Raw genomic sequence first — 16,632 nt, 5'->3', positions numbered from 1 at the left:
CCGTTATCGAAGCGCTTCGACAGATGCGCTCGGCCACCCCTCGGCAGCACGCGCGCGACGCACAGGAACGGATGCCATGTCAGCGGTACGGGACGAGACGGGCACGACCGTCAGCAATCCGGTGATCCCCGGTTTCCATCCCGATCCCAGCGTCTGCCGCGTGGGCGAGGACTACTACCTGGTGTGCTCCAGCTTCGAGTACTTCCCGGGCGTCCCCCTCTTCCACAGCCGCGACCTGGTCCACTGGACGCAGATCGGCAACGTCCTGGACCGCCCGGAACAGCTGCACCTGCCGGCGGACACCCGCCCCTCCGGCGGCGTCTACGCACCGACGCTCCGCCACCACGACGGCCGCTTCTGGCTGATCGTCACCAACGTCGAGGTCGGCAACCTGCTGTTCACCGCCACCGACCCGGCGGGCCCCTGGTCCGACCCGGTCCCGCTCCCCGGCGTCCCGGGCATCGACCCCGACCTGGCCTGGGACGAGGACGGCACCTGCTGGTGCACCGTGGCCGGGGTCTCCCAGGTCCGCATCGACCCGCTCACCGGCGAGACGCTCGGCGAACCCCGGCGCGTCTGGTCCGGGACGCCCGGCGCGAAGGCCCCGGAAGCGCCGCACCTCTACCGGATCGGCGGCTTCTGGTACCTGCTCATCGCCGAAGGCGGCACCGAGCGCGGCCACGGCGTCTCGATCGCGCGCGGGCCCTCACCGGCCGGCCCGTTCGAGCCGTGCCCGGACAACCCGGTCCTCACCCACCGCGGCCGCGAGCACCCCGTCCAGAACACCGGCCACGGCGACCTGGTGCAGGGCCCCGACGGCTCCTGGTGGCTGGTGCTCCTCGGCGTACGGCCGGGCGGCGGCTCCCCCGGCTGGCACGTGCTCGGCCGGGAGACCTTCCTGGCCCCGGTGACGTGGGTGGACGGCTGGCCCGTCGTCGGCGAGCCGTCCCCGGACCTGCCGGCGCCCCCGTGGCCGCTCGACCCCGCCCCCGCCGTCCCCGCCCGGGACGACTTCGACCTCGCCGAGCCGTACCCGTACTGGATCTCGCCCCGCCGCTCGGCCGCCGGCCGCTCCGGTACGAAGGAGCGCCCGGGCTGGCTGACCCTGCACGGCCGGGGCGGCACCCTGGACGACCCGGACGCGGTCTTCCTCGGCCGCCGCCAGCAGCACCTGTCGTGCCGGGCCCGCACCCTGGCCGACGCGGCGGACGGCCACGGCGGCCTCGCGGTCCGGCTGGACGAGCTGCACCACTACGCGATCGAGGCGGGCGGCGACGAGGTACGCCTGATCGCCCGCATCGGCCCCCTGCGCACCGTGGTCGCCGCCCGCCCCGCACCCGCCGGCCCCCTCGTCCTGCGCGTCGACGTGGCCCGCACCGAGGCCCCCCACGGCCCCTGCACCGGCCCGGACACGGTGTCCCTGGGCGTCGAGGAGCCGGACGGCACGTTCACCGTGCTCGGCGCCCTCGACGGCCGCTACCTGTCCACCGAGGTCACCGGCGGCTTCACCGGCCGCGTGATCGGCCTGTACGCCGCGAGCGGCACCGTCCACTTCGACTGGTTCGACTACGCACCGCTCGACGCCTGAGCGCCGGGCGGTCGCGGATTCCCTCGGCCGTATTCCTCGGCATACGGGGGGACATACCCCGCCCAGTGGCCGTAGCCTGAGGCGAGGGAGCCCACAACCTCCCTGCCGGACAAGCCTGTTGGCCATGCGGACGCGAATCCGCCGGTGCCGCACGGGCGTTGCGCGAGAGGTGGGGCATGGCGTCCATCCCCGAGCTGTACACGCGTGAAATGCACACGAAGTGCGAGTACCTCGCCTGCTGGCTGCCCTCGACCCGCATGGCGGTCGGCGACGTGGGCCTCCTCTCGGGGCACAGGTTCAGGAAGCTCACCACCCTCGCCGAGCTGGGCATCCCGTTCACCAGGAACGAGGACAGCCCGTTCACCGACCTCGACTACTCCTCCGCCGAGTGCGTCGCGGTGGAACCCGGGGTCCGCCTCGGGTCCACCGCGGACGACGCGCTCTGCAACCTGTCGGTCACCTTCACCCGGGACGGCGCCACGCTGTTCCAGGCTTCGGGCTGCGTGCAGGAGAGCATGGGCAACATTCCGGCGCTCGAATCCGCGCTGCGCACCCGCCACGAGAACCGGGACTGGCGCCTGGAGTACGTCGTCGTCACCGAAGTCGTGCGTACCGGCCCCACCGCCATCCTGGTCGCCGAGCGCCGCGGTGCTCAGCTGGACCTCCAGGTCAGCACGTCCGCCCTGACGAGCCCGCTGCCGATCGCCAGTGCCACGGCGAAGTGCGCGATCACCCGCCGGCAGGGGATCGCGGCGGACGTCCTGGCCCCGGACGGTGCCACCCCGCTGTTCAACGCCGTGCAACTGCGCAAGCGGCCGCTGCGCGCGTACGACCTGGTCTTCCGTTCGGACGACGACGAGCTCTCCGAAGCCGGGGACTGGGACGCGCCCGACGAGCCGGACGAGCCGGACGAGACGGATCTGATCCGCCTCACCTGGGCCGACCTCGGACAGGACGGCACCGCCGCGCCCTCAGACGTGTGACTCCCTCCACGTCCCTCCACGTCCACGTCCCTCCACGTCCACGTCCCTCCACGTCCGAGAGCGGCCGGTGACCAGATGAGCCGTACCACCGAAGAGACGGTCACCGGCGCGGCCCCGCCCGCCGTGCCCCGGACACCCGCCCTGCGCAGGTGCGTCGAGATCGCCCGGGCGCTGGCCCACGGCGACGGAGGAGGCCCGGTCGAGGTCCTGCACCTGTTCCTCGCGGTGGCCTGCGACAACGCGTCGGACACCCGTTCCCGGCTGGTGATGAGGGCGACGGCCGCCCACCACTTCTTCACCGACGAGACGTACCGGTCGGTGGCCGAGAGCGCCGCCGCACTCGACGCGCGCACGCGGGCGGTCCCCCTCGCTCCGGCCGCCGCCGCCGTGCTTTCCCGGCTGGCGTACTGGACGGTGAGGACCGGTGACGACACCGCCGACACCGCCCACCTGCTGCTGGCCTGTCTGGAGACGCGCACCGGCGACAAGGAGATGCGCAAGACCGCCCGCACGATGGGGCTGAGCGAACGGGTCGCCCTGTCCCGGGCCATGCTGGTGCGGCGCGAGGTCGCCGCCGCGGACCGCCAGGCGAACCACCGCGGGCCCATCCTCTCGCCCAGTCGGAGCGAGCGGCCGACGCCGTACCACTTCCAGGCGCCGCACCGCGCGATCGGCCCGCGCAAGGGGCGGAGCATCAGCCTGCGTTCCCAGATGACCAGTACGGCGCACCTGTCCTCCCACGTCCAGTCCCACCTGCTGCGCCTGCACGTCTGGGTGTCGTGGTGGCACCAACTCGCCATCTTCGCCGCGCTGTCCGTGCTGATCTGGGCCTCGCTGACGGTGACACCCTGGTCGGCGCTCTGGCTGATCAGCCTGGCGGTGCGCCGGAACCACGCCTCTTTGGCGTTGCGCCTGAGCGGTGACGCCGCTCTCGTCGTCGCCTCGGCGTTCCTGGGCGTCCCCTGGCCGCTGGTCGCGGCGGCCCTGGTCTCCCGCCTCGTCGATCTGCCGGACGGCCGCCTGGCACTGCTCCAGATGCGCGGGGACGCCGGCGACCCTTCCCTGACGGAGGGCGCCCTGCAGTCCGATCGCAGGGCGGACCGCCGCGCCGCGCGCTACTACCGCACGCTGAAGATCCAACGGGAGCTGAAGCCCGAATGAACCTCTCGTCCTTCGACCCCTTCGGTACCGGCGCCGCCCACGAGCTGCCCGGCTGGCTCGCCGGGCGGAACCGCAGCGGCGACGACGAGGACGTCATCGAGTACGTGCTGCCGCTCGCCCTCCTGTTCAACCGCAGGGTGGGGCTCCTCACCCGGCTGCGCGTCCTGCCCCAGGTCGTGCGCTCCTGGTCCGTCATCCGCCGGGGCCGGTCGCGGGAGACCCGCATCGGGCTCCACGCCTGCGACCTCCTGACGGCCCACGACCGCGTGCTGTGGTGGCGGGCCCTCGCCATCCGGGCCGCCGTCGTGGTGGCGGCCGCGGTGACCGCCTCTCTGCTGGTGTCACCTCCCGGGTGGGCCGCCCTCTGGTTCGCGGCCGGCGCCTGGGCCCTGCTGGGCTGGCGCAGGGGGACGGCCGCCGCGCTGTCCGTCGCGGCCCTGGCCTGGGCCGCCTGGCAGCAGCCGGCGTTGCTGGTGCCCGCGGCGGGCGTCGCCGCCCTCGTCTTCCAGGCCCGCCTGATCCTGTCGGTGCAGGAGGTGGGGCTGATGGCGAGAACGTCCGGCGGCGACCCCGTCGGGTTCCTCGGACGGCGCTTCCTGCTTCGCGCCCTCTGGGATTCCGCGGCGGCCTCCGTCGCCCTGGCCGTGGACAAGGCGACCGGCGACGACCGGGCCCGGACCGCCTGCTTCATCGACGAAGCCCCGGGCAGCGTGCCGGACCACCTGCGGCCGGTCGTCGTGCAGTGCAGGGCCCTCGCCGCCCTGGCCGGCCTGGAATTCCGGTCGGCGATGGTGCTGTCCGAGGAGGCGCGGGCCCTCGCCGCCGACGCCTCGCCCGGCATCCGGGGCTGGTGTGCGCTGCAAGCGGGCGACGTACTGTTCGCGGCGGGCCAGCCGGCCGCGGCCGAGGTGCGCTGGCGGGAGGCCCTGGACCTGCTGGAGACCGCGCCGCGGTGCCGCTACTGGGCGGCCGAGGCCGAACTGCGGATGATCGAAGCCCTCACCACCGACCCCGCGAACGCCGACCGGTGCGTCGACGGCCTGCGCATCCTGTGCCGCACCCGGCACACCGCGGTCCGCACGAGCGATGTGGTGCTCCTGGCCAGGACGGAGCGGTATCTGCTGCGGCTGATGCACGCGGCGGGCAACACCGTCGGCGTGGTCGAGCAGCTGGCGGACCAGTACGAACGGACCGAGGGCAAGCCGGTCATGGAGGCGTCCGTCTCCGAACACGCCGCCGAGCTCCTGCTGTTGGCGACCCTCTACCTCGACGTCATCGAGAACCCCGACCGCTACCCGGACACCATGCGCGTCGACGAGGACGGACAGCACGAGCGCTACGTCTACGCCGCTTCGCTGATGGACAACGTGCTGGGGCATCTGAGCAGGTCGAAGATGCCCCATCTCCAGGCGCAGGCCCACGCCGTGCTGGCGCACATCCAGCGCGCCGTCGGCATGCGCGAAGAGGCGCTGGGCAACGTCCTGGAAAGCCTCCACGCCATCCAGCACGTGCGCTACCAACTGCCCACCACGCGGTGGCGTGCGCACTGGATCGCCGCCCACGCCCACGTCTACGCCCTCGCGCTCGACCTCGCCGAGTCCGACCCGGCGCTCGTCGCCGAACTGCTGGAAACCGTGCGCTCCCAGTCCGTGCCCGTCGAGTCGGACGAACCCGGCGCCCGGCTGCGCGCCGTGCTCGACGCCCTGGCGTCCAGCACCGGACTGCCGCTCGGAGCCAAGGAGGCACCGGACGGCGGGCCGAGCGACGATCCCCGCCGCACCGACCCGCTGCTGACCGACTGCGCCGTCCTCGTGGAGCACGCCTCCTGGGTCGGCGGCGAGGAGGCGGGCGCCATCGACCTCGACGGTGAGCTCGACCTGATGTTCCCGGGCGGGTGGTACTGGAGCTACGCGCGGGCCGGGGAGTGGATCCACCACGCGGTGCGCACGCCCTCCGGCGACTGGCACGCCGAGCGGCGCCCCCACGCGCAGTTCGCCGACGCGTTCGAGGACCTGCTCCTCCACCTGCCCGTCACCGTGCCCGGCGCGCAGCCGATCGGGCGAAGACTCCGCGGCAGCGCGTTCGCCGCCACCGGCTCCGACGACCCGGTCAAGGGGTATCTGACGGCCGGGCAGGTGTGGGACCGCGTCTTCGGTCAACTGGGCTCGGCCCTGCTCCCCTCCGTGCTCAGGGAAGCCCTCGCCGCCTCCCGCACTCCCGTCCCGCTGGCCCTCGCCCCGACCGGCGCCCTCGCGCTCGTACCCGTATGCGCGCTGCCCGTCACCCCGGGACGCGATGTCATGGACGTCGCGCAGCTGTCGTACCTGCCCTCGATCGCCCTGCTCTCCCGGCGGAGGCGGCTCACCGTCCGGGAGGGCGGCGACCCGGGCCCCCGCGCACAGGGCGCACCCTCGCGCGTCCTGTCCGTCCTCGCGCCGCACGCCTCGTCCGACCCGAGGACGCACGACCTGAAGCACGCGATGGCCGGAGTCCCCCCGAACAGCGAGCCGGCCCCCCGCCCCCTCACCAAACACGGATTCGCCGGCCTCATCGCCCGCCACGGCACCGAGGACACCGTCCTCTACCTCGCCGGTCACGTCGAGATCCCGGACCGCGAAGACCCGGGAGGCACCGGCTTCAAGTTCGCCGACGGGCCGCTGGCCCTGCACGACTTCTACCGCACCGACGACTCCGGCGCCCCCCTCTACCCCCTGCCCGACCGGGTCCTGCTCGCCGCCTGCGCGAGCCTCGGCCTCCACGGCCGCCCGGAGCACGGCTACGCCCCCTCCCTCCTCGACACCCCGGAGTGGCTGGGCCTGGGAGCGGCGGTCATCCACGGCGGCGCCAGACACGTCTACTGCACCCTGTTCCGCATCCCCGACGCCGAGCACACGACCCGCATCGACCTGGCCCTCGTCGACGCCCTGCGCCGCCACACCGAGCCTGCCGCGGCCCTGCGCGCCGTCCAGCGCGCGGAACTGCGGCGTTGGCGCGACGGCAGCGGTTCGCTCCCGCTCGCCTTCCTCGCCTACGCGTACGTCGGACTCGGGGCCGCGCCCGGCCGGGAACCGACCACCACGCCGAACGCCTCCGAGCGACCGGCGTACGCCCCCTTGCCCGCCGCGCGCCGCCCGCAGCAACCCTCCGCGGCCGAGCCGCCGGTCCTCCCCCGCCCCAAGGCCCGCCCGGCACACGACCCGTTCATGATGATGTCCCGGCAGACCCACGACGGCGCGGGCCTCTCGGACCGCCTGCACCCCCGCTTCGACCGCGACGGCCGCCTCCTGCTCACCTCGTACGACGGCCGGGCACTCGGCCCGGTCCCCGTCCGCGCGGCGGCGTGGAAGAAGGAGAACTTCCACTTCGGCACCCTGAGCATGAGCTCCGAGACCGAGTGGCGCGTGCACGACGTCGGGCTCCACCTCACCGACGCCCGCCTGGTCCTGATCGCCGACGAGCCGGACGCCCGGGGCCGGACGCTCGCCGGCCACATCCGGTACCCGTGGATCAGCTCCGTGGCGTTCAGGCCCAGACAGAGCTTCCTCAACGACTGCGAACTGGTCGTCCAGTGCCAGCAGGACACCGGGCCCGACTCCACCGACTTCTACCGGCTCGTCCTCCTCCTGCCCCGGGAAACCGACAGCGAGGACCTGGCCCGCCGGCTCGTCCGGCGCCTCGCCCGCCACCACCTGGCCCACGGCAGCCTCCCGGCCGCCGCCCGCCCCCGGTTCGAAGCCCTCCTCGATCCCCCGCGCCTGCCGCCCCCGGACAAGGGCGACCACGCCTCGTACCGCCTCCCCGCGTTCAAGACCTATCCGGAGGGCGTCGAGTACCTCGGCGGTCAGCCGGCCGAAGGCACCTGGATCGGGCCCGATCCGGCGCCTCCGGACCGACCGTCCTGAGGGGCACCCGGTCAGGTGCGCGTCCCGGGGCACCGTGCGCGCCCGGTCACACGGGGACCCAGGCGTCGTCCTGAACGCGGCCGAAGACGACGTCCGCGAAGTGGATGCCGAAGCCGATGGTGTCGGGGCGGCGGAGTTCGGCGATGAGGCGGAGCCGGTGGCGGGTCGACTGGTGCGGGTCGGCGTCGTCGGACGCGGACCACTCGGGGTGCCGGATCTGCAACGGGGTGGTCAGCGCGTCGCCGAAGGCGAGCAGGCGCGTGCCGCGGGAGGTGATCGTGTAACCGGTGTGGCCTGAGGTGTGGCCGGGCAGGGCGAACGCCTCGACCCCGGGAAAGACCTCCTCACCGGGGGCGACCAGGGCGAGCCGGGGCGTCAGCAGCCGGACGGCCTCGGGGGGAAGCCGGTGCGCCGCCCACTCGCTCTTGGGTACGACGAAGGCGGCCGCGGGGAAGAGAGGCGGGTCGGCGCAGGCCCAGCCGATGTGGTCGGCGTGCAGGTGGGTGAAGGCGACCGCCCCGATCGTCTCCGGGCGCCGGCCGAGGCGGGCGAGGCCGGCGGGCAGCCCGCCGCCGTGCACTGCGCCGAGCGCGGGATCGGACGGGTCGTCGGGTACGAGCCGGGAGCCGAAGCCCGCGTCGATGAGCAGGGCCTCGGGGCCCAGCTCGACGAGGAGGCCACCGGTGTTGGCGACGAGCCGGGCGGTGTCGTTGAGGTGGTCGGCGTAGGCGTCCCAGCGGCTCGCGGGGGCGGTGGGCAGCCGGCCGGCCGGCTTGAGGAGCATCGCCCCGTCGGGGACGTAGGAGATCTTGAAGTCGCCTACGCGCACCGTGCGCAGCGCGGAGGGGCGGCGCAGTCGGCGCCCGGCCTGTTCGGGGTGCACCGGTCGCTCTCCTTGTCCGGGACGGGACGGGCCGGCCGGCCGCCGGATGTCGGGCGGGCCGGCCATGGGGGTGAGGGGCCGCACCGGCACGGCACCGCGGGGGTCGGTGCCGTGCACGGGGCCAGGGTTATGCGGCACTCCGCCGGCGCAGCAGCACCGCGGCCAGGGCGGCGCCGACGAGGGCGATCAGGCCGGCGCTCACCATGCCGGCGTGCAGCCCGGCCAGGGTCTCCGCCCGGGTGGGCGTCCCGCCACCGGCGAGGGCGGCGGTGCGGGCGGCGGCGATGGCGCTGAGCCCGGCGACGCCGATCGCGGCCACGTACTGCGGGAGCTGGGAGAGGCCGCCGACGACGCCCTGGTCCTCCTCCTTGACGCCGGACGTCATCACGGTGATGAAGGAGACGACGCTGAAGACGTGGCCGAGGCCCATGACGGACGAGGTGACGAGCAGGGCCGCCAGGTTGCCGCCCTCGGACAGGGTGAACATCGCGGCGGTGCCGACGCCCTGGATGAGCAGGCCCGCGGCCAGCACCTTCGGTCCGCCGAAGCGGCCGAGCAGCTTGGCGACGTACATGCCGCCGAGCATCGCGGCGGCGCCTTCCCCGAGGTAGCCGAGGCCGGCCTGGAGCGGGGTGTAGCCGAGGACGTCCTGCATGTACAGGCTCAGGAGCAGGGTGGTGCCGGCGCACATGCCGAAGGTGACGACGCCCATCAGGCCCGACCACTTGACGGTCGCACGGTTGAGGATCTTGAGCGGGATCAGCGGCTCCGGGTGGCGCCGCTCGACGAGCAGGAAGACGCCGAGCAGGATCACGCCGCCGACGATCGAGCCGAGCGACTGCGCCCGGAGCCAGCCCTGGTCACCGCCGGTCGAGATGCCGAAGACGATGCCGAACAGGCCGAGGGTGGCCAGGATCGCGCCGGGGATGTCCATGCTGCGGGCGGTGACGGACTGCCGCATCGCGGGCAGCGCCAGGGCGCCGGCGAGCGCGAGGGCGCCCATCGCGCACAGCACGACCATCGTCCAGCGCCAGCTGAAGCCACTGGTGATGACACCGCCGCCCAGCGCGCCGAGGACGAAGCCGAGGGACATCACGGCGCCGTTGAGGCCGAGCGCGCGGGCGCGCAGCGGGCCCTCGGGGAAGTAGCCGGTCATCAGGGCGATGGCGGCCGGGGCGATCATCGCGGCGGCGACGCCCTGGCCGGCGCGGAAGGCGATCAGCATGCCGGGGCCGTCGGCCAGCGCGGCGCACAGCGAGAAGGCCGTGAACAGGCCCACGCCGAAGGTGAACAGCCGCTTGCGGCCCACCAGGTCGGCGACGCGGGCGAACAGCGGCAGCAGGCTCGCCGAGGGGAGCAGGCTCGCGGTGGCAACCCACTGGAGCGTGCCCGCCGACGAGAACCCGAGGCTCGCGCCGATGTCGGGCAGGGCGACGGTCACGATGGAGAAGTCCAGACCGCACATGAAGGTGGCGCAGCACAGGGTGATCAGTACCAGCCAGCCCCGCGCGTCGAAGGACGCGCTGGGCGCGGCGGTCTCGACGACGGGCGCGTGGGGGGCGGCACCCGTCCGTTCGGTCTGTGTCGGGGGTGATGACTCGGTGACGGCCACGACAGGGTCCTTTCGGTAAGCAACTGTTCCTGTACAGAATCGAGTTGGCTTCCCTGCGCAACAAGCACGATCTGTGCAACGATCGATCCGCTGCGCTCATCGTTCGAGGTGGGAGCGGTGGGGAGGCACGAGAGCGGCACGGAGGCGCACCCGGCGGGTGCGGCCGGAGGGCGGAACGCGCGAGGGGACCCGGGAGCAGGACATGGAACGGCAGGAGATCGAGATCTTCCTCGCGCTCGCCGACGAGCTGCACTTCGGCAGGACGGCGGAGCGCGTGGGCATCTCGCAGAGCCGGGTCAGCCAGACCATCGCCCGCATCGAGCGCAGGATCGGCGCCAAACTCTTCGAGCGCACCAGCCGCCAGGTGGCGCTCACCCCGATCGGGGAGCAGCTCAGGGACGGGATCGGGCCGGCTCAGCGGCGTATCGAGGAGGAGATCGCCAAGGCGACGGCGGCGGGCCGGGGGATCACCGGCATCCTGCGCATCGGGTTCTCCGGCGCCTTCACCGGCCACCTGCTGCACCACGTCAGCGAGGAGTTCGGCCGCCGGCATCCGGGGACGGACGTACGGATCCGGCAGATCCAGATCTCCGACCCGTACGGTCCGCTGCGCGCCGGCGAGCTGGACTTCCAGGTGAGCGAGCTGCCGGTCGAGGAGCCGGATCTGACCGCGGGGCCGGTTTTCGTGTCGCAGCCGCGGGTGCTGCTCATGGCGTCGTCGCACCCGTTCGCCCGGCGGCCGGCGCTCGCCATGGAGGATCTCGCGGAGGCCACGCTCCTGACCGTCGCGGGCGCCGCCCCGGCGCACTGGCTGGAGTACCACTTCCCGCGTCAGACGCCGTCCGGGCGCCCCATTCCGCAGGGGCAGGCGATCACGCACTGGGAGGACGCGCTGTCGCTGGTGCTGGCCGGCAAGGGCGTGACGCCGGTTGCCGCGGCGGGTGAGCACTACTACTCACGGCCGGGACTCGTCTTCCGCCCGCTGACCGACGCGCCCCATCTGGACTACGCCTTCGTGTGGCCGCTGGACCGCGAGACGGAACGGCTGCGCGCGTTCGTCGGGGCGGCCGTGGAGTGCGTACGCGGCCTGGGCGGTCCCGCCCGCGCCCTCCGCGCCCTCTGGGAGACCGGCGGGACCCCCCGCGCGGGTTCCTGACGGCCGGCCGCCCCACGCACGGGAGCGGGGGCCGGGGTGCGGGCCGGCCTCAGACGGTGACGCCGGAGGCGGCGAGGTAGCGCTGGTCGGGGCGGTCCTGGAGCATGACGTGCTGGAGGGTGCGGGTGGCGGGGGACGGGGTGATGCCGAGGTCGTGGCTCATCCGGCGGCTGAGGAGGTGGTAGACCTCCAGGGCGGCCGCCCGGCGGCCCGACGCGTAGAGGGCGCGCATGAGCTGGGCGTGCACGTTCTCGTGGTACGGGTGCTCCTCGACCAGTGCCACGGCCTCCGCGACCGCCTCCTGGAAGCTGCGGCAGCGCAGCAGGGCGTCGATGCGGGCCTCGCACGCCGCCAGGTGGGATTCGCTCAGAACGCGGGCCTGGACGGTGAGGCTGCTGCCCTGCGGGACGTTGCAGAAGGGGACGCCGCGCCACATCTCCAGGGCCCGGCCGAGGAGTTCGGCGGCCTGAGGCGCCTCGGCGTCGGATCTGAGGGTTCGGGCCTGTAGGACGAGCCGGTCGAAGGCTGGGCGGTCCCATTCGTCGTCGGCGAGGCGCAGCAGGTACCCGTTGCCGTCGGTGATCAGGCGACGGGCCGTGATGTCGCGCACGGTGGTGCCGGTGGCGAGGGCGAGGGTCTTGCGGATGGCCCCTATGTAGGTCTGCAGGGCGGTGGTGGAGGTACGGGGCGGTTCGCATCCCCACACCTCGCTGACCAGTGCGGGCGCCGAGACCCGGCGGTTGGCCCGGGCCGTGAGCAGGGCGAGGATCTGGCGCTGCTTGGGGGCGGTGGGGGTGATGTCGCAGCCGCGGACGTGGACGTCGAGCGGGCCAAGAAGTCGGAAGTGCATTGCCTCTCCTCAAGTAGACGTCGCCGTGGTCCTCGGGCAGGTCCGCGGGTGACGATTTCCGGGTGATGGGCGTGCGGGTGGTGCTGTCGCGGTGGCCGGCGCCGCTGCGGGAGCCGGGAACCGGTCACTCGTGGCCGGTCCGCGGCGGGGGCGGCCCCAGGCGGCCGGGGTCTCCCGTCGCCCGGCCCCCGTCCCCGGGCCGGCCGAGGCCCCGGTGGGCCAGTGCCGCCGAGACGAGCGTCGCGTTGCGGTGCCAGCCCGGGTAGGAGCGTCCGGCGAAGTCGGCCATGCCCAGGTCGAGTTCGGCCGCGCCGGTCGCCGGTCCCGAGTGGGCGGCGATGAGGGCGAGCGCCTCCTCGTGCCGCTCGGGAGGCAGGTTGGTGAGCCAGGTGCGGCCGGGCCGGGACACGCCGGTGGGGTTCTCATGCACCAGGAGGCGGGTCCGTTCCGGTGCGGCGGCCGGCGCGAGGAGGCCGTGAGCGGCGCCGCCCACCGGGACGGCGGACACGACGGCGCGTCGGCCGGCCCGGCGCGCGGCGGGGCACACCGTGCCTTCGGGCAGGGCGACGATCCACAGGTGCCCGCGGGCATCCAGGCCCCGGACGAGCGCCGTGGTGTCCAGTTGCGCGTCCGGGCCGACCAGGACGGGCAGCGGCCGGAATCCGGTCCGGCTCCTGCGGTCGACCATGTCGAGGGAGAGCTCCACGGCGGAGCGGTGCGCGGCGGGCTCGGGAATCCGCGCCCGCGACCGCAGCCGGGGCTCGTCCGTCCAGTGCCGGGGCAGGTACAGCTGCCAGTCGACGGAGAAGTCGCCGGCGTCGGTGGTCAGGAACAGGCCGAGCGCGTACTGGCAGTTGACGGTCCGGCCGCGCACGGGGTCGAAGCGGCGGTGGACGCCGGCGCTCAGGTGTCCCCCGCGGGGGATGACGAGCGGGGCCAGGGTCCACGCCCGCACCGGGGTGCGGCGCGCGACCCAGTCCGCGAGGTCGTCGCGGACCGGGCGCCACTGCCAGGAGCTGTCGTTGACGAACTGCTGCAACGACTGCCAGGCGGTCGGGGAGAGCCGGGCGCTCTCCGCCATGCGGCGCAGTGACTTCTTGCCGTGGGTGGTGAGCAGGCCCCGCAGGTACGCCTCGGCCCAGCGGCGCTGATCCGCACGCGGCAGCCGGCCGAAGACCCCGCGGACGTATCCGGCGCACGGGGTCTGTGCGGCGTCCTGACCTCTCCGGTCCATGGGGTGGGCTCCTCTCCCGGCCTCGCTTCCAAAAAAATATAGCGAACGTTCTCTATTTTACTAGCCCGTTCCACGCCGCCGCCCGGGGAATCGGGGCCCCGGCGGGCACCGGCCACCACCGAAAGCGCGCCCTGAGCTGCACGGCGGTCCGGTACACGGGCGGCTGAGATTTTTCGGCGGGAGTGCGGCGCGGCGGAGCCCGAACAGGGCCCAAGCGAGGGCAAGTCACCATGAATCAGAAGGCATTGGCCGGCCACCCCGGGGCGCCCCGGGCGTCGTCACTCGGGGACGGACTGCACCGACGCCATCAGATCGGACAGCGTCTCCAACGCCCGGGCCAGGTCGTCGCGCGGGTCGCTGCCCGTGACCGCCCGCAGCGTCTCCGGGGCGACCGTCGCCGCCTCCACGCCGAGCAGGACGAAGGTGAGCAGCGGGGCGAGCCCCGACGCCTCGTACCGGCCGAGCCGGGCCCGCACCTCCGGGACCCAGGAGCCGTACCAGCCCGCGGCCGGCGAGTGGCCGTCCCGGGCGAAGCGGGCGGCGGCCCGCATACTCGGATTCGCCTCGATGGCGCCGGCCAGCGCGAGGATGTCGCCGATCGGCGCGGGCAGGCCCGGCGTGACGGGTCCGGCGTCGAGGACGGCGCGCGTGGCGTCCTCGCCGGCCTCCTGCACCGCGTCCGCGAGCAGCGACTTGGAGGGGAAGTGGAAGGTCAGGGCGCCCATGGTCACCCCGGCCGAGCGGACGATCCCGCTCAGCGAGGCGCCGCTGTACCCGTGTGCGGCGAACTCCTCCGCAGCCGCCTCCACGAGCTTGCGCCGCGTCTGCTCCGCCCTCTCCTGCCTCGCCATGGAAACCGCTCTCTCCTCCCGGCGACGTTGCCGAAACCGGTTCCAGCGTAGGTCAAGAAATCACCAAGAAAAGCACCGGTGGCCAGCTCAGGGCGTTCTTGCCAAGTTCCCTCGCGCGACGGTGGCCGGGGAGCACCTTCCGGCGGCCCGCGCCTGCTGCTTGACTGCCCGCCATGATCGATGACGTACGCGATTTCGAAGGCCGGGCCGCGATGGTCACCGGAGCGTCCTCCGGCATCGGGGCGGCGGCGGCCCGGCTGCTGGCCCGCCGCGGTGCCTCCGTCGTCCTGATGGCACGGCGCGAGGACGCCTTACGGAACCTGGTGGAGGAGATCGAGAAGGCGGGGGGCCGGGCCGTCGCCGTCGCCGGGGACGTGCGGCACGGTGCGGACGTGGGCCGCGCCGTCACCACGGCGGTGGAGCACTTCGGGCGGCTCGACGCCGCCTTCAACAACGCGGGCCTCGCCGTCCTCGGCAAGGACCTGCACGAGATCTCCGACGAGGACTACGACGCCGTGATGGACGTGAACGTCCGCGGCGTGTGGAACTGCCTGCGCCACCAGATCCCCGCGATGCTGGCCGGCGGCGGGGGGTCGATCGTGAACACCGCGAGCACCGCGGGGCTGATCGCCACCGGAGCCGGGGCCCCCTATGTCGCGGCCAAGCACGCGGTGATCGGGCTGACCAAGGCGGCCGCGGCCGAGTACGGCGAGCGCGGGATCAGGGTCAACGCGCTGTCGGTGGGCAGCACGCTGACCGAGATGATGGAGTCGGTCGTGGAGCAGGTCCCCGGCATCGAGAAGAAGTTCTTCTCCCGCGCCATCCAGCAGCGGTTCGCCGACCCCTCGGAGATCGCCCGGGCGGCGGTGTGGCTGTGCGGCGACGACTCGTCGTTCGTCACGGGCGCCACGGTGCCCGTCGACGGCGGGGTGGGCGCCGTCTGACGCCCCGCACCGGGGCCGCCGCGCGCCCGGCGGCCCCGGCGGGGCGGTTCGCCCCGTGCCGCCGCTCACCAGACGATGCCCGCGGCCGCCTCCTCGTCCACCGCGCGCAGCAGCGCGCCGTCGATCTCGTCGAGCGAGCCGACGACGTGGCGCACGCCGGCCTCCGCCATCAGCTTCGCCTGGTGGCTGTGCTCGAAGTGGCTCGGGTGGCCGACGAACGGCGCGCCGAGCCGGCGCGCCTCCTCGGCGACCCGTGCCACGTCGTCGATGAAGAGCACCTCACCGACGGCGAGGCCGTGGCCGGCGGCTATCTCCGTCAGGCCCGGGCGTACGTCGTTGGTGCAGATGTACTTCGGGCCGTCGAACCGGTCGGCGAGGTGGCCGAGGTGCGCGTCGAAGTGGCCGGCGTCCAGGCCGCCGTAGCAGACCACGGGGAGCCCGGCCGCACGCAGCCGGTCCAGGAGCGCGGCGGCGCCCGGCATGACCTTGACCGGGTGGTCGCGCAGGTGCGCTTCGCGTTCGGCGAAGTACGCGGCGAGCGCCTCCTCGCCGGTCATCGACTGCGGTACGGAGGCGGCCAGTTCCCGGCCCGCCACGTCCTGGCGCTGCGAGAAGATCCGGCGTTCGACGTCGGCCGAGTACTCCCCGCCGCGGCTGACGACGAAGCGGTGGATCAGCGGGCTGAAGGTGTCGTCGAGCAGGACGCCGTCGATGTTCACGGCGGCGAGTCTCAGGTGCTCAAGCACGTGCGTTCCCCTTTTCGTCGGCGTGCGTGGCGCTCCCGGAGCGTTCGGCGCGGCCGGCCTCCCGGCCCTCGGCCGCGCCGAGCTTCGCCCACAGGGCGGCGGCCCGGTCCTCGTTCACCTCGACCGAAACCAGACTGGTGTCGGTGGCGATGCCGGGCAGCAGCACCTGCCACATGTTCACGGTGCGCCGGGGCAGGTCGGCCCGGCCGCAGACCACCTGGGCGTACTCCTGCATGCCCGTACAGGCGCCGACCACGAACTCGGCCAGCTCCTCGATCCGCACGTGCCGGCGCAGTTCACCGGCGTCCCGGGCGGCCTCCAGGCAGGTCACGAAGCTGCCGGCCCACACGGCGTACGGCGTCGCGTCCCGCAGCCCGAAGGTGGCCTGCTCGGAGGTGAGCCGCACGCCCGCACGCAGCACCGGGTCGGCCTGGAGGGAGTGCGACCAGATGAGGGTGATGTCCACCAGGCGCTGCAACCCGGTGGCCGAAACGTGCGGTTCGATCGCCGTGCGCTGGGCGTGCATGACCTCGAGCGCGAGTTCCTGCTTGTTCTTGAAATGGAAGTACAGCGCCCCTGCCGTGAGCCCTGCCCGCTGGAGGATCTTATTGATCCCCGCACCCGCGTAGCCGTACTCGTCGAAGACCTCGGCGGCGGCTTGCAACAACTGCTCTCGGGTCTGCACTGCGCGTTCCTGCTTCGGTGGTGCCATGGCCACGTCC

13 protein-coding genes are annotated in these 16,632 nt (G+C 73.6%); 6 read left to right on the top strand and 7 right to left on the bottom strand.

Features of this window, described 5'->3' with window-relative positions:
* Positions 1-76 precede the first annotated feature (76 nt).
* The 4 genes from E6R18_RS01165 (at position 77) to E6R18_RS01145 (ending at position 7,634) form a co-directional block, all read left to right on the top strand.
* The gene (locus tag E6R18_RS01165; protein WP_136314911.1) at positions 77-1,588 is read left to right on the top strand and encodes a glycoside hydrolase family 43 protein; all 1,512 of its coding nucleotides are present in this window, start codon (positions 77-79) and stop codon (positions 1,586-1,588) included.
* Positions 1,589-1,764: 176 nt separating this feature from the next.
* Positions 1,765-2,571 carry a hypothetical protein gene (locus E6R18_RS01160; RefSeq protein WP_136314910.1) on the top strand — a complete coding sequence of 269 codons (807 nt, stop codon included), beginning with the start codon at positions 1,765-1,767 and terminating at the stop codon, positions 2,569-2,571.
* Between the two features lie 75 nt (positions 2,572-2,646).
* Positions 2,647-3,732, top strand: coding sequence for a hypothetical protein (locus tag E6R18_RS01150; protein WP_168712251.1), 1,086 nt, complete (start codon positions 2,647-2,649; stop codon positions 3,730-3,732).
* Positions 3,729-7,634 carry a CHAT domain-containing protein gene (locus E6R18_RS01145; protein ID WP_136314907.1) on the top strand — a complete coding sequence of 1,302 codons (3,906 nt, stop codon included), beginning with the start codon at positions 3,729-3,731 and terminating at the stop codon, positions 7,632-7,634. Before E6R18_RS01150 ends, E6R18_RS01145 begins: the two co-directional genes overlap by 4 nt.
* Positions 7,635-7,680: 46 nt before the next feature.
* On the opposite strand, the gene E6R18_RS01140 is transcribed toward E6R18_RS01145, so the two are convergent.
* Positions 7,681-8,517, bottom strand: coding sequence for an MBL fold metallo-hydrolase (locus tag E6R18_RS01140; RefSeq protein WP_240799547.1), 837 nt, complete (start codon positions 8,515-8,517; stop codon positions 7,681-7,683).
* A 127-nt stretch (positions 8,518-8,644) separates the two neighbouring features.
* Entirely contained in the window at positions 8,645-10,129 is a 1,485-nt protein-coding gene (locus E6R18_RS01135; RefSeq protein ID WP_240799546.1) for an MFS transporter, read from the bottom strand.
* A 202-nt stretch (positions 10,130-10,331) separates the two neighbouring features.
* Between E6R18_RS01135 and E6R18_RS01130 the strand changes: the two genes are divergently transcribed.
* A complete protein-coding gene (locus E6R18_RS01130; protein ID WP_136314906.1) occupies positions 10,332-11,285 on the top strand; it encodes a LysR family transcriptional regulator in 954 nt (317 codons plus the stop codon).
* 49 nt (positions 11,286-11,334) lie between these two features.
* Here E6R18_RS01130 and E6R18_RS01125 read toward each other — a convergent pair whose 3' ends face one another.
* The 3 genes from E6R18_RS01125 to E6R18_RS01115 form a co-directional block, all read right to left on the bottom strand.
* Positions 11,335-12,135 carry an AfsR/SARP family transcriptional regulator gene (locus E6R18_RS01125; RefSeq protein ID WP_136314905.1) on the bottom strand — a complete coding sequence of 267 codons (801 nt, stop codon included), beginning with the start codon at positions 12,133-12,135 and terminating at the stop codon, positions 11,335-11,337.
* A 124-nt stretch (positions 12,136-12,259) separates the two neighbouring features.
* Positions 12,260-13,369: a transposase gene (locus E6R18_RS01120; RefSeq protein WP_136314904.1), complete on the bottom strand. Its 1,110-nt coding sequence runs from the start codon at positions 13,367-13,369 to the stop codon at positions 12,260-12,262.
* A gap of 278 nt (positions 13,370-13,647) precedes the next feature.
* Entirely contained in the window at positions 13,648-14,220 is a 573-nt protein-coding gene (locus tag E6R18_RS01115) for a TetR/AcrR family transcriptional regulator (protein WP_136314903.1), read from the bottom strand.
* Positions 14,221-14,393: 173 nt separating this feature from the next.
* Between E6R18_RS01115 and E6R18_RS01110 the strand changes: the two genes are divergently transcribed.
* Positions 14,394-15,164: a glucose 1-dehydrogenase gene (locus tag E6R18_RS01110; RefSeq protein ID WP_136314902.1), complete on the top strand. Its 771-nt coding sequence runs from the start codon at positions 14,394-14,396 to the stop codon at positions 15,162-15,164.
* A gap of 65 nt (positions 15,165-15,229) precedes the next feature.
* Here the strand turns inward: E6R18_RS01110 and E6R18_RS01105 are convergent, their stop codons facing one another.
* Complete coding sequence (locus E6R18_RS01105) at positions 15,230-15,910, bottom strand: HAD family phosphatase (RefSeq protein ID WP_136314901.1); 681 nt, start codon at positions 15,908-15,910, stop codon at positions 15,230-15,232.
* On the bottom strand, positions 15,903-16,595 hold the full coding sequence (locus E6R18_RS01100) for a ScbR family autoregulator-binding transcription factor (protein ID WP_136314900.1): 693 nt from the start codon (positions 16,593-16,595) through the stop codon (positions 15,903-15,905). The genes E6R18_RS01105 and E6R18_RS01100 overlap by 8 nt, the downstream gene beginning before the upstream one ends.
* Between the last annotated feature and the right edge of the window lie 37 nt (positions 16,596-16,632).

The organism is Streptomyces sp. A1277 (genome assembly GCF_004795015.1).
Lineage (GTDB): Bacteria > Actinomycetota > Actinomycetes > Streptomycetales > Streptomycetaceae > Streptomyces.
This window is presented reverse-complemented; position numbering and strand designations above follow the sequence as displayed.

Excerpts from the sequence above, each read along its gene's own strand:
- E6R18_RS01120 (WP_136314904.1), bottom strand. The coding sequence starts at position 13,369 with ATGGACCGGAGAGGTCAGGACGCCGCACAGACCCCGTGCGCCGGATAC.
- E6R18_RS01150 (WP_168712251.1), top strand. The coding sequence starts at position 2,647 with ATGAGCCGTACCACCGAAGAGACGGTCACCGGCGCGGCCCCGCCCGCC.
- E6R18_RS01160 (WP_136314910.1), top strand. The coding sequence starts at position 1,765 with ATGGCGTCCATCCCCGAGCTGTACACGCGTGAAATGCACACGAAGTGC.
- E6R18_RS01165 (WP_136314911.1), top strand. The coding sequence starts at position 77 with ATGTCAGCGGTACGGGACGAGACGGGCACGACCGTCAGCAATCCGGTG.
- E6R18_RS01125 (WP_136314905.1), bottom strand. The coding sequence starts at position 12,135 with ATGCACTTCCGACTTCTTGGCCCGCTCGACGTCCACGTCCGCGGCTGC.
- E6R18_RS01115 (WP_136314903.1), bottom strand. The coding sequence starts at position 14,220 with ATGGCGAGGCAGGAGAGGGCGGAGCAGACGCGGCGCAAGCTCGTGGAG.
- E6R18_RS01145 (WP_136314907.1), top strand. The coding sequence starts at position 3,729 with ATGAACCTCTCGTCCTTCGACCCCTTCGGTACCGGCGCCGCCCACGAG.
- E6R18_RS01110 (WP_136314902.1), top strand. The coding sequence starts at position 14,394 with ATGATCGATGACGTACGCGATTTCGAAGGCCGGGCCGCGATGGTCACC.
- E6R18_RS01130 (WP_136314906.1), top strand. The coding sequence starts at position 10,332 with ATGGAACGGCAGGAGATCGAGATCTTCCTCGCGCTCGCCGACGAGCTG.